This is a genomic window from Mixta theicola, assembly GCF_002895925.1.
GTDB classification, from domain to species: domain Bacteria; phylum Pseudomonadota; class Gammaproteobacteria; order Enterobacterales; family Enterobacteriaceae; genus Mixta; species Mixta theicola.
In genome coordinates, this window is sequence record NZ_NWUO01000007.1 from 187480 (window position 1) to 199932 (window position 12453).

Here is a 12453-nt window from a genome sequence, read left to right on the forward strand (position 1 = left end):
CGGTCAGAGGAATGTCTTATCGCCGCGGCGGCACGCCGGATGAAACATGGCGTGCGGTTACCAGGGCAGGATGGCGCTGCAGTCAAGCCCGGCGGCGACTGCGGCAAGGGCGCAACCGTCAGGCAGCCGGGCCTGCGGCGCGATTTCCAGCAGCGGCACCAGCATAAAAGCGCGGTTATGCATATCGTAATGCGGCACCGTCAGGCGCGGCGTATTCAGCACCCGATCGCCAAACAGCAGAATATCCAGATCCAGCGTGCGCGGTCCCCAGCGCTCCGCTTTACGCACCCGGCCCTGTTCCAGTTCGATGCGCTGCGTATGGTCGAGCAGCGACTCCGGCGATAGCTGAGTATCGAGCGCCACGGCGGCGTTAAGATAGTCAGGCTGATCGGGCGGTCCGTAGGGCGGCGTGCGATAAAAAGAGGAGACCGCCGCCCGCCGCGTTTGTGGAATGACAGCAAGCGCATCAAGTGCATTACGCACCTGATGCAGCGGATCGGCCAGATTACTGCCTAAGGCGAGATAGACGCGGGTCATGCGTTGCTGTTGTTATCGCGGCGCGGCGCGGCAGGGCGCTTGCGCGGACGACGCTGACGGCGGCGCGGTGCAGGCTCATCGCCGAGATTTTTCAGCATATGATTCTGCTGCGGCGGCGCGGCGGCCTGGAATTCACCCCACCAGTTCGCCAGTCGCTGCAGCTCAGCATTGTTTTCCACTTCAGCGCGCAGCGCCAGCAAATCGTAAGCGGCGCGGAACTTAGGATGCTCCATCAGCTTAATCGCGCGTTTGCCGTGACGACGAGACATCCGCAGCTGTAGCTGCCATATATCACGCACCAGCGTGGTAATACGCTTCGGAATGGCCAGCGAACGGCACGCCTCATCCAGCACATCGTTCATTGCCAGCGCAAAAGCATCGTAGTAGGCAAGGCCGCTCTCCTGCGCGATACGCTGCGCGTTTTCCAGCTGCGGATACCAGAACATCGCGGCAAACAGGAAAGCCGGATTGACGCGCATCTGGTTGTGAATGCGCGTATCGGTATTTTTCAATACCTGCGCCAGCATCCGCTCCATCTGGCTGTCGCTATGCTCGGTAAAGCCGCGGCTCAGGATCGGGAACAGCGGCTGGAACAGCTGATATTCGCGCAGCAGCAGATAGGTTTTATAGCCGTAGCCCGCCTGCAACAGCTTCAGCGCTTCCTCAAACAGGCGCGCCGGAGGAATATCGTTCAGCAGCGTGGCGAGACGTGGGATCGGCTCGGCGGTGGTTTCCGCGATGGTCATATCCAGCCTGGCGGCAAAGCGCACCACGCGCAGCATCCTGACCGGATCTTCACGATAGCGCGTCTCCGGATCGCCAATCAGGCGGATAATGCCCTGCTGTAAATCCTGCAGGCCGCCGACGTAATCGCGCACGCTAAAGTCGGCCACGCTGTAGTAGAGGCTGTTGATGGTTAAATCGCGGCGCTGGGCGTCATCTTCAATGGTGCCGAAAATATTGTCGCGCAGCAGCATACCGTTTTGGCCGCGCTGCGCGTTGCTATCTTCTTCAGCCTGATGATGACCGCGGAAAGTGGCCACTTCGATCACTTCAGGGCCAAACATCACGTGCGCCAGACGGAAGCGACGGCCAACCAGACGGCAGTTGCGGAACAGCTTACGCATTTGCTCCGGCGTGGCGTTGGTAGTCACATCAAAATCTTTCGGCGCTTTACCCAGTAGCAGGTCACGGACACCACCGCCCACCAGATAGGCCTCATAGCCCGCTTTATTCAGGCGATAAAGAACTTTCAGGGCGTTTTCGCTAATGTCTTTGCGCGAGATGTTGTGACTTTCACGAGGGATGACGGTCATCTGCAGTTCGTCTTCCTCAACCTCTGCCAGCGCCGTGTCTTCACGATTCAGAACTTTACGGCAAAAATTAGCTACTCGGGTAAAAATAGGACACCTCGATAATGACGATAATTCGGTGGTAAAATCAGCGGCTAATCATAGCCTGTTACGAACCGTTTGAGAATGATGTTGACGTTTCGTCAGCGAGCAGCGCGTCATTACGCGGCATTTTCGCCAGATCCCACTGGGTAACGGCCAGCGCTAACAGCTGCGTGGTTGTTATATCCTGCCAGTTTTCCGGCGTGCTTTGCCCAAGAAAACGCAGCGCCTTCACCAGTACCGGACGGGGATCGCCGTTCGGCAGGGCGGGCGCATGGTTCTGCTTCGACAGCTTATTGCCGTCATGATTAAGCACCAGCGGCAGATGCAGATAAGCCGGTTCCTGCCAGCCCAGCTGGCGCCAGAGCGCTATCTGCCGTACCGTTGGCGCAATTAAATCAGCGCCGCGCACGATTTCCGTTACGCCCTGAAAATGATCGTCCACTACTACCGCCAGGTTATAGGCAAACAGCCCGTCGCGGCGGTGAATAATAAAATCTTCTTCCGCCAGCGCGGTATCCACGCGCACTTCGCCGCGCAGTAAATCATGAAACTGATACACCGGCTGCCGCTGGCGCAGCCGCAAAGCCGCCTGCTGCGGTCCGAGATGCAGATCGCGGCAGTGCCCATCGTAAAAGCCGCCAAGCTGCTGAATACGGCTGCGGGTGCAGGTGCAATAGTAGCTTTGTCGATGCTGACGCAGCCACTCCAGCACGTCGCGGTAGGCCTGGTGTCGCTGCGATTGCCATACCACTTCGCCGTCCCAGTGCAGGCCGTAATGTTCCAGCTGATGCAGAATAGCGGTGGCGGCGCCGGGCACCTCACGCGGCGGATCGATATCTTCAATGCGTACCAGCCAGCGGCCGTCCTGAGCGCGGGCGTGCAGATAGCTGCCAAGCGCGGCAATAAGCGAGCCGAAATGGAGTTCACCGGAAGGGGAAGGAGCAAAACGTCCTGTACAGGGAATTGACATAACCGCTTTCACGTAACAGCAGTGGAGCGGGATAATTATCCCGCCCGCACTGCTTTTCACGTGCCGTTAGCCAGCCATTTGTTTTTCGCGGATTTCCGCCAGCGTTTTACAGTCGATGCAAAGATCGGCGGTTGGACGCGCTTCAAGGCGGCGAATACCGATTTCAACGCCACAGGATTCACAGTAGCCGAAATCGTCGTCTTCCACCTTTTTCAGGGTCTTTTCGATCTTTTTGATCAGTTTACGCTCGCGGTCGCGGTTGCGCAGTTCGAGGCTGAACTCTTCTTCCTGAGCGGCACGGTCGACCGGATCGGGAAAGTTAGCCGCTTCGTCCTGCATATGAGTTACCGTACGATCGACTTCATCCCTGAGTTGATTACGCCACGCCTCAAGAATTTTCCTGAAGTGAGACAGCTGGGCTTCATTCATATACTCTTCGCCCGGTTTCTCCTGGTACGGCTCCACCCCAGCGATGGCGAGAATACTCAGGGACGAAGTTTTACGGTTTTGCCCTTCTTGCATGTTGTTTCTCCTGGATAACACGCACTATCGATCCCCAAAGGGGAAAAAAACAGGCCGCTATAAATAACAGAAGCAGTTAAGGTTGGCAATTATTCCTGAACATGTCTTGACAAGCCTGTGAGGAACAGCGTATTTAGCGCAACGCTACTTTCTATCACAGCAAATCGCACTAAATATTACAACGCCAGCTTTATCCGCTGATTCAGCCACATGCCCGCCGGTGATAACTGCGCCTTATAACAGAGGATTTCCACCCCGCTCTGTTGTGCCTGTGCCAGTTGTTCTGCGTAACGTGCATCAATATGACGCGCGGGGGCAACGTCCTCAATCCCCGAGTGCAAAACAGTAAATAACATAACCGCGCGTTCGCCCCGTTGGGCGATGCTGGCCAGCTCACGCAGATGCTTTTGGCCTCGCACGGTCACCGCATCCGGAAAGTATCCTTTACCCTGTTGTAACAGCGTTACGGATTTCACTTCAATATAGCACTCCGGCCTGTTGTGCGCCTGCAGCAGAAAATCGATTCGGCTGCGTTCTGCGCCATATTTCACCTCAGTCCGCAGCTGCGGGTAACCAGACAATTCTGCAATCTTCCCTGCCGCCAGCGCTTCGCGCACCAGCTGGTTAGCGCGTAGCGTATTTACGCAGATCGTATGGCCCGTTTGCGTCTGTGTCAGCTCCCAGCTGTGCGGATATTTGCGCGTCAGGCTGGCGGACGTGGAATACCAGACGGTATCGCCAGGCGTCGCGCAGCCGGTCATCGCGCCGGTATTAGCACAGTGTATCGTTAATGTCTCGCCTTCCGGCGTGACGACATCGGCAAGAAAGCGTTTATAGCGGTTTATCAGACGCGCCGGACGCAATACCGGTTGAAAATTCATACGGACTCCTGCAGCGGCCAGCTTTGCAGCGCGCGATAGCGGGTTCGCCCCTGGGCGAAAACCGACTGATATAAGGAAAAATGGCCCACCGTAAACTGCCAGTGAAAATTGCGCGGCGGCAGGGCGACCGGGCGGGTCGCGTTGCGCAGCAGGGTAAGGTGCGGATGAAACGGCTGCGGGCTTTGATAACAGCCGCTGCGCGCCGCTTGCGCGCGTAGCATCTCTGCCAGCTGCAGCAGGCCGCGCGGCGCCTGGCGACAGCCGAGCCAGATAACGCCGGGGCGCGGCCAGTGTCCGGCATCATCCAGATGCAGGGTAAAAGAAGGCTGACGGATGCGCCCGGCCAGCTGTTGCAATCCCTGCGCCTTTTCATCGCTGATTTCGCCAAGGAACGCCAGCGTAATATGCAGGTTGGCGGCCGCCACTGGACGGCCAGCCTCCTCAGGAAACTGTTCGGCGCGCCAGCGAACCAGCTGCTGTTGCAATGGCTCCGGTAATCCGATGCCGAAAAAGAGACGACGTGCGCTCATAACACTCTCCGGTAAACAACACAGAGGAATGCTACAATGCGCACCATCATAAGACCAATGCTGGACGGAGTTTCGTTTGAGTGAATTACCGGTAAGCGCCGTGCTGCCAGAGGTGCTGGCGGCGCTAAAACAGGCGCCGCAGGTGCTGCTGGCGGCGCCAACGGGCGCGGGTAAATCCACCTGGCTGCCGCTGCAGCTGTTACAGCAGGGCGACATTGCCGGACGCATTATTATGCTGGAGCCGCGTCGTCTGGCGGCGCGTAATGTTGCGCAGCGTCTGGCGGAGCAGCTGGGTGAAGAACCCGGCGCAACCGTAGGTTATCGCATGCGCGCCGACAGCCGCGTCGGGCCAGCCACCCGGCTGGAAGTCGTAACCGAAGGCATTCTGACGCGTATGCTGCAGCAGGACCCGATGCTGGACGGCGTTGGGCTGGTGATTCTTGATGAATTTCATGAACGTAGTTTACAGGCCGATCTGGCGCTGGCGCTGCTGCTGGATGTTCAGCAGGGGCTGCGCGACGATCTGCGTCTGTTAATTATGTCCGCTACGCTGGACAATGCGCGTTTAAGCGCGCGTTTGCCCGCCGCTCCGCTGATCGTTTCAGAAGGCCGCAGTTTTCCGGTTGAGCGGCGCTATGCCAGTCTGGCGGCTCAGCTGCCGTTTGATGAGGCGGTGGCGCGGGAAGTGGCCCAGCTGCTGCGCGAAGAGAGCGGTTCACTGCTGCTGTTTTTACCCGGCGTGGGAGAAATCGAACGGGTTAAAAATCAGCTGGCGCAGCGCGTCGGCAGTGATATTGAGCTGTGCCCGCTGTATGGCGCGCTGTCGCTGGCGGCGCAGCGGCGAGCGATTCTGCCCGCACCGCAGGGTAAGCGTAAAGTGGTGCTGGCGACCAATATCGCCGAAACCAGCTTAACCATTGACGGCATTCGTCTGGTAGTGGACAGCGCGCTGGAGCGCTCGGCGCGTTTCGATGCGCGCAGCGGTATTACGCGGCTGCAAACCCAGCGTATCAGTCAGGCTTCCATGACGCAGCGTGCCGGACGCGCCGGACGTTTATCGCCCGGCATCTGTTTGCATCTGATCGGACGCGAACAGGCGGAGCGCGCCGCCGCGCAGAGCGAGCCGGAAATCTTACAAAGCGATCTGAGTGCGCTGTGGCTCGATCTGCTGCAGTGGGGCTGTCATGATGCCGCGCAGCTGAACTGGATCGATGCGCCGCCCGCGCCTGCGCTGCTGGCGGCGCAAAAGCTGCTGCAGATGCTCGGCGCGCTTGGCGAAAACGGCCAGCTGACGGCTCAGGGCCGGGCGATGGCGCAGCTGGGCAGCGAGCCGCGGCTGGCTGCATTGTTAACTGCCGCCCGCGATCGGGACGCGCAGGCGACCGCCGCCCGGCTGGTCGCTATCCTTGAAGAACCGCCGCGTCAGGGCAGCCGTAACCTCCTCGATCATCTGTTTACCCCGCACGCGGGCTGGCAGCAGCGCGCCCGGCAGTTACAAAGGCGGCTGAACGGCGCGGGCGGCCAGCCGGACGGTACGCTGGCACCAACGCTGCTGGCCCAGGCGTTTCCCGATCGCCTGGCGCGCCGACGCGGTGAAAGCGGCCGCTATCAGCTGGCGGGCGGCCCTGGCGCGATGCTCGATCATGAAGATAGCCTGACGCGGCATGAATGGCTGATCGCGCCGCAGCTGCTACAGGGCGATGCGCAGGCCGAAGCGCGCATTCTGCTGGCGCTGCCTGTGGATATTAACGCGCTGCAGCGCGACTGCCCCGATCTTGTGCGTAGCGAAACCGATATTGAGTGGGACGAGGCGAAAGGTACGCTGCGCGCCTGGCAGCGCGATAAAATCGGCGTGCTGGCGCTGAAATCGCAGCCGCTGGCGAAGCCCGAAGCCGAGGTGCTGCATCCGGCGATGCTGCGCTGGATCCGCGAAAAGGGGCTGGAAGTGCTTAACTGGACGCCGGAGGCGCAGCAGCTGCGGCTTCGCCTGCAGTGCGCTGCACGATGGCTGCCGGAAGAAAAGTGGCCAGCGATGGATGATGACGCGCTGCTCGCCACGCTGGAAAGCTGGCTGCTGCCGGAAATGAGCGGCGTGCGCGATATGAAAGGCTTGCGGCAGATTAACCTGTCCGGCGCTTTATTACATTTGCTCATATGGTCACAGCGTCAGCGGCTGGATAGTGCCTTACCAACCCATTACACTGTGCCGACCGGCAGCCGTCTGCCGATTCGCTACGATAGCGAGAAGCCGCCCGCGCTGGCGGTGCGCCTGCAGGAAATGTTCGGTGAGGCGCAAAATCCGACGATTGCGGAAGGGCGCGTAGCGCTGGTGCTGGAGTTATTATCCCCCGCGCAGCGGCCATTGCAGATTACCCGCGATCTCGCTGCCTTCTGGCAGGGCGCCTATCCGGAGGTGCAAAAAGAGATGAAAGGACGCTATCCCAAACATGCCTGGCCTGACGATCCGGCCAGCGCGTTGCCTACGCGCCGCACCAAAAAATATGCCGCGCCGCAGTAGGAATGCAGCGCTGCTTTCAGAGGGTTCTGCTTTTCGAAATGAAGCAGTAAGAACAGAGTAACCGGCCTTGTCAACAGGCCATCCCTGGAGAAACGAAACGAATGTCTGGGAACGATCGCGAACCTATCGGGCGCAAAGGGAAACAGCCTAAACCGCCACGTCAATCCGGTGGAGCGGGACGCCGCAGGGAAGAATATAACGATGAACAGCATGATGATGACCAGGAGGAAAGACCGGTGCCACGTAAAGGAAAAGGGCGGCAAGCGCGCAGCAGCAAAAAAAGAAAATGGCTGGGATGGCTGATTAAGCTATTTATCGTGGTCGTGGTGATTATGGCCGCCTACGGCGTTTACCTCGATTCAGAAATCCGCAGCCGTATCGACGGCAAAGTCTGGCAGCTGCCGGCGGCGGTCTATGGTCGTATGGTCAGCCTTGAGCCGGGCATGGCCTATAACAAAAAAGAGATGATTGCGCTGCTGGAAGGCACGCAGTATCGCCAGGTAACGCGGATGACGCGGCCGGGTGAATTTACCGTGCAGGCGAACAGCATCGAAATGATCCGCCGTCCGTTTGATTTCCCCGACAGTAAAGAAGGGCAGATCCGCGCGCGGCTGACGTTCAGCAGCGGTTCCCTGAGCGAAATTAAAAACCTTGATAACGGACGCGACTTCGGTTTCTTCCGTCTCGACCCGCGTCTGATCACCATGCTGCAATCGCCCAACGGCGAGCAGCGTCTGTTTGTGCCGCGCGCCGGTTTCCCCGATCTGCTGGTCGATACGCTGATCGCTACCGAAGACCGTCATTTCTATGAGCATGACGGCATCAGCTTGTATTCGATTGGCCGTGCGTTCCTGGCGAATATTACCGCCGGGCGTGCGGTGCAGGGCGGCAGTACGCTGACGCAGCAGCTGGTGAAAAACCTGTTCCTCACCAATAAGCGTTCCCTGTGGCGTAAAGCCAACGAAGCTTATATGGCGCTGATTATGGATGCACGTTACAGCAAAGATCGCATCCTTGAACTCTATCTGAACGAGGTCTATCTCGGTCAGGCCGGTAACGATCAGATCCGTGGCTTTCCGCTGGCCAGCCTTTATTATTTTGGTCGTCCGGTGGATGAACTGAGCCTCGATCAGCAGGCGCTGCTGGTGGGCATGGTAAAAGGCGCATCACTGTATAACCCGTGGCGTAATCCGAAGCTGGCGCTGGAGCGCCGCAATCTGGTGCTGCGTCTGCTGCAACAGCAGAAGGTTATCGATCAGGAGCTGTATGACATGCTCAGCGCCCGACCGCTTGGCGTGCAGCCAAAAGGCGGCGTTATTACGCCGCAGCCAGCCTTTATGCAGATGGTGCGCGGCGAGCTGCAGGCGAAGCTGGGCGATAAGGTAAAAGATCTCTCCGGCGTGAAAATTTTCACTACGCTCGATCCGGTTTCGCAGGACGCAGCGGAAAAAGCGGTGGAAGAGGGCATCCCGGCGCTGAAAAAACAGCGCGGCCTGAAGGATCTGGAAACCGCGATGGTGATTGTCGATCGCTTTAGCGGCGAAGTCCGGGCGATGGTCGGCGGGGCCGATCCGCAGTTTGCCGGTTATAACCGTGCCATGCAGGCGCGTCGTTCTATCGGCTCGCTGGCGAAACCGGCAACCTACCTGACGGCGCTGTCGCAGCCCGATACTTATCGCCTGAATACCTGGATCGCCGATGAACCCATCGCGCTTAAGCAGCCGAACGGCCAGATCTGGAAACCGCAGAATGACGACCGTCGCTTCAGCGGTAAAGTGATGCTGGTGGATGCGCTGACTAACTCGATGAACGTTCCTACGGTAAACCTGGGGATGACGTTGGGGCTGGATAATGTAGTGAATACCTGGGTCAAATTGGGTCTGCCGAAGGATCAGTTGCATCCGGTGCCGGCAATGCTGCTGGGCGCGCTAAACCTGACACCGATTGAAGTGGCGCAGGCGTTTCAGTCGATCGCCAGCGGCGGTAACCGCGCGCCGCTGTCCGCCGTGCGCTCGGTGATTGCAGAAGATGGCAGCGTGCTGTATCAGAGCTTCCCGCAGGCGGAGCGCGTTGAACCGGCGCAGGCGGCTTATCTGACGCTGTATACCATGCAGCAGGTAGCGGCGCGTGGTACTGCGCACGCCCTGGGCGCAAAATATCCTGCTGTGCACCTGGCCGGGAAAACCGGTACGACCAATAATCAGGTCGACAGCTGGTTTGCCGGCGTGGATGGCAAAGAAGTGGCGATTACCTGGGTAGGCCGCGACAATAACCAGCCGACGAAGCTTTATGGCGCTTCTGGTGCGATGCAGCTCTACCGTCGCTATCTGGAGAATCAGGCTCCGATGCCGCTAACGCTGACGCCGCCGGAGGATATTGCTTCGATGGCGGTAGATGCTGCCGGTAACTTCGTTTGTGATAGCGACGGCGGCTGGCGTACGCTACCGGTATGGACCACCGATGCCACTGCGCTTTGCCAACAGCAAATGCAGCAGATGCAGCAGCAGCAGCAGCAACAGCAACAGCAAATGGGACAGCAGCAGCCGCAGCAGCCGCAGCAGCCGCAGAAGCAGGACAGCGATGGCGTTGCCGGTTGGATCAAAGATATGTTTGGCGGTAATTAAACCGTTACTGAGCCGTAATAAAACGGGCGCATCCTGAGGGAGCGCCCGTTTTTTTATGGATTAACTCTTCCGGCGGAGTTTGACGGTTTAAGATCAACCCACAGATAATGAAAGCATTAGGCTTTATTTAAGAAATTAAATCTATTTAAGATCTTTTTCCGTTTGCTTTTATACAAATAGCGCCCTTGTTTTTTCATTGCGTTATGAGGAATTGCTGTGTTATTTTTTAGGAAATAACTGTTCCGTTAAGTAAGGACTCGTCAGTGAGCAACCTGCTCTTTATTTTTTCTTTCTTGAGAAAGTAAGGGGAATATCGGAATTTTCCAGGGTTATTAAGTCTATTAAGTTATGGTTAAAGTTTTCAGCCAGCAGAATCGAAAGGTATGTGTATCTTTCTTAATGAAAAGGAATTTACTGTGGGCAGTCTGTTAAAAAATATCAATCTATCCGCTAAATTAGCGATGTTGGGCGCTTTTGCCCTGGTTCTTTTTGTTTTACCTACCGTGCTGTTGCTTAATCATGGCAATGAATCTATTGACGTGAAGCAGCGGGAAATCGACGGTGTCCCGGTACAAAAACAGCTGTTAACATTGCTGGGCGCGTATCAGCGCCACTGGAATGAAAGTCACCTTGTCATTTCGCAGAATAAAACCGCTTCTCCAACCCTTTCAGCAACGGTAAGTGAAATACAAAAACATCAAACGTCTCTGCTCAATACGCTGACTAAGGCGAATGCCAAATTCGCGTTGAAAAAAATGCAGTATATCATCGATGAATGGACAGATCTGCAGCGCAAGCTGAACAGCCCTGAGTTCACGCTAGCTGAAAATAATCTAAGACATGAAAAGCTGATGAACTCATTGCTGGACGCTATGGGGGATGCGCTTGATCTTTATCATCTATCGCTGGATGCGGACTTGAACAGCTACCAGCTTATGCTGAGCACCTTTAACCGCGTGCCTGAAATGATCACCGGGCTGGCCCAGGTGCGGAGCAGCGGCGCGGAATTTTTAGCCACAAACAACGTTAAGAAAGAGGCGGATTACGTACGCATTTCTTATCAGATAGAAATGGCCCAAAAATCGCTGGAGGCATTTTATAAAAACTTTACCAAGGCGTTTGGCCTGGATGATGAATTAAAAGCTAAAATGGCTCAGCCGATTGAACAATTATGGAAAGAGGCAGAAGCCGCCCTACAGCTCGCGGATAATATGTTTACTGAACGGAAGGGGATTAATATCAGTGAAAGCGACTATACGCAGACCTTCAATTCTATTATGGGGAAATATGAAAGCATCGGCCTTTTAGCGGCAGATGAACTTTCGCAAATATTGAATGAGCAGGCCGGAAGCAAGCGCCTGTCACAGATATGGTTACTGGGCTCGCTGGTCGTATTACTGCTGCTGATGATCGCTTTTACCGTATTTATTGTGAAAACCGTAACCCGCCCGCTTAATGAAGCGACCGGAATTGCCAAAAAAGTTGCCAGCGGAGATTTAACCCATCATATCCAGGTCGAAGGGAATAATGAAACGGCCTCCCTGTTGCGCTCATTAGGTGAAATGAATCACCGCTTATCGAACCTGGTTTACTCTATTAAAGAAAGTTCTGACGTTATCGCCCGTTCTTCTGAAGAGATTGCCAGCGGCAATCAGGATCTTTCCGGCCGGACGGAAAGTCAGGCGGCTTCGCTTGCCGAAACGGCGGCCAGCATGGAAGAGTTGACCTCTATTATTAATCAGAACGCGGATAACACGCGTCACGCCGCTGAAATGGCGCAGGAGGCGACCGAAGCCGCATTAAGCGGCGGGGAAGCGATGGAGTCGGTTAAAGTCTCGATGGAACAGATCAACAACAGCTCGGGACAAATTCAGGAGATTATTGGCGTTATTGATGGCATCTCTTTTCAAACCAATATCCTGGCGCTGAATGCTGCGGTGGAAGCGGCGCGCGCGGGTGAACATGGTAAAGGTTTTGCGGTGGTGGCCGCTGAAGTGCGGGCGCTGGCGCAGCGTTCAGCCACGGCGGCACGAGAAATTAAACAGCTTATTGAGCAGTCGGTCGCACATTCGATGCAGGGCATTAGTATGGTGCAGGACGCCAGAAAGAAAGTTAATCAGAGCGTCACCTCTATCGAGCAGACCGCGCAGCTGGTTAAAGATATTGCCTCTTCATCTAAAGAGCAAAGCGCCGGGATTTCGCAGATCAGTATCGCCGTTAATCAAATGGACAATACCACGCAGCAGAATGCCGCGCTGGTAGAGCAATCAGCGGTGGCTTCAGGATCGCTGGCTGAGCGAGCAAGAACCTTGCGTGAGGTCATATCGGTGTTCCGCACCAGCAAAACGGAGTAGCAATGAAGCATAAGGTAGAGGCTTTATTATCATCTGTGGTTTTCCCGCCGTGGATAACGGAATAAACGACGGATCAAAGCCGCGAGAGGGAATGGATTTGCACGGGCGCATCAGGATGCG

9 protein-coding genes are annotated in these 12453 nt (G+C 56.6%); 3 read left to right on the top strand and 6 right to left on the bottom strand.

Translation table 11 applies throughout. The features are described from left to right. Window positions 1-57: 57 nt before the first annotated feature. The 6 genes from folK to thpR form a co-directional block, all read right to left on the bottom strand. Window positions 58-537, bottom strand: coding sequence for a 2-amino-4-hydroxy-6-hydroxymethyldihydropteridine diphosphokinase (folK, locus tag COO59_RS11505; protein ID WP_103059927.1), 480 nt, complete (start codon window positions 535-537; stop codon window positions 58-60). Further along, the gene (gene pcnB / locus COO59_RS11510; protein ID WP_103059928.1) at window positions 534-1940 is read right to left on the bottom strand and encodes a polynucleotide adenylyltransferase PcnB; all 1407 of its coding nucleotides are present in this window, start codon (window positions 1938-1940) and stop codon (window positions 534-536) included. Before pcnB ends, folK begins: the two co-directional genes overlap by 4 nt. Window positions 1941-1998: 58 nt before the next feature. Further along, window positions 1999-2904: a tRNA glutamyl-Q(34) synthetase GluQRS gene (gene gluQRS / locus COO59_RS11515; protein WP_103059994.1), complete on the bottom strand. Its 906-nt coding sequence runs from the start codon at window positions 2902-2904 to the stop codon at window positions 1999-2001. 66 nt (window positions 2905-2970) lie between these two features. Then, window positions 2971-3426: an RNA polymerase-binding protein DksA gene (gene dksA, locus COO59_RS11520; RefSeq protein WP_103059929.1), complete on the bottom strand. Its 456-nt coding sequence runs from the start codon at window positions 3424-3426 to the stop codon at window positions 2971-2973. Window positions 3427-3602: 176 nt separating this feature from the next. Continuing rightward, the gene (gene sfsA / locus COO59_RS11525; RefSeq protein WP_103059930.1) at window positions 3603-4307 is read right to left on the bottom strand and encodes a DNA/RNA nuclease SfsA; all 705 of its coding nucleotides are present in this window, start codon (window positions 4305-4307) and stop codon (window positions 3603-3605) included. Beyond that, window positions 4304-4837: an RNA 2',3'-cyclic phosphodiesterase gene (gene thpR, locus COO59_RS11530; RefSeq protein ID WP_103059931.1), complete on the bottom strand. Its 534-nt coding sequence runs from the start codon at window positions 4835-4837 to the stop codon at window positions 4304-4306. The genes sfsA and thpR overlap by 4 nt, the downstream gene beginning before the upstream one ends. A gap of 76 nt (window positions 4838-4913) precedes the next feature. Between thpR and hrpB the strand changes: the two genes are divergently transcribed. The 3 genes from hrpB to COO59_RS11545 all read left to right on the top strand — a co-directional run bounded on the left by hrpB (window position 4914) and on the right by COO59_RS11545 (window position 12333). Beyond that, window positions 4914-7355 (top strand): ATP-dependent helicase HrpB, encoded by a 2442-nt coding sequence (gene hrpB / locus COO59_RS11535; protein ID WP_103059932.1) that lies wholly within the window; start codon window positions 4914-4916, stop codon window positions 7353-7355. Between the two features lie 101 nt (window positions 7356-7456). Then, window positions 7457-9979 (top strand): bifunctional glycosyl transferase/transpeptidase, encoded by a 2523-nt coding sequence (gene mrcB, locus COO59_RS11540; protein ID WP_103059933.1) that lies wholly within the window; start codon window positions 7457-7459, stop codon window positions 9977-9979. Between the two features lie 416 nt (window positions 9980-10395). After that, window positions 10396-12333, top strand: a complete 1938-nt coding sequence (locus tag COO59_RS11545; protein ID WP_103059995.1) for a methyl-accepting chemotaxis protein — start codon at window positions 10396-10398, stop codon at window positions 12331-12333. Window positions 12334-12453 lie beyond the last annotated feature (120 nt).

What these genes read in the sequence shown, in the direction of transcription:
- folK (WP_103059927.1), bottom strand. Translation starts at nt 537, where the DNA reads ATGACCCGCGTCTATCTCGCCTTAGGCAGTAATCTGGCCGATCCGCTG.
- gluQRS (WP_103059994.1), bottom strand. Translation starts at nt 2,904, where the DNA reads ATGTCAATTCCCTGTACAGGACGTTTTGCTCCTTCCCCTTCCGGTGAA.
- dksA (WP_103059929.1), bottom strand. Translation starts at nt 3,426, where the DNA reads ATGCAAGAAGGGCAAAACCGTAAAACTTCGTCCCTGAGTATTCTCGCC.
- sfsA (WP_103059930.1), bottom strand. Translation starts at nt 4,307, where the DNA reads ATGAATTTTCAACCGGTATTGCGTCCGGCGCGTCTGATAAACCGCTAT.
- thpR (WP_103059931.1), bottom strand. Translation starts at nt 4,837, where the DNA reads ATGAGCGCACGTCGTCTCTTTTTCGGCATCGGATTACCGGAGCCATTG.
- mrcB (WP_103059933.1), top strand. Translation starts at nt 7,457, where the DNA reads ATGTCTGGGAACGATCGCGAACCTATCGGGCGCAAAGGGAAACAGCCT.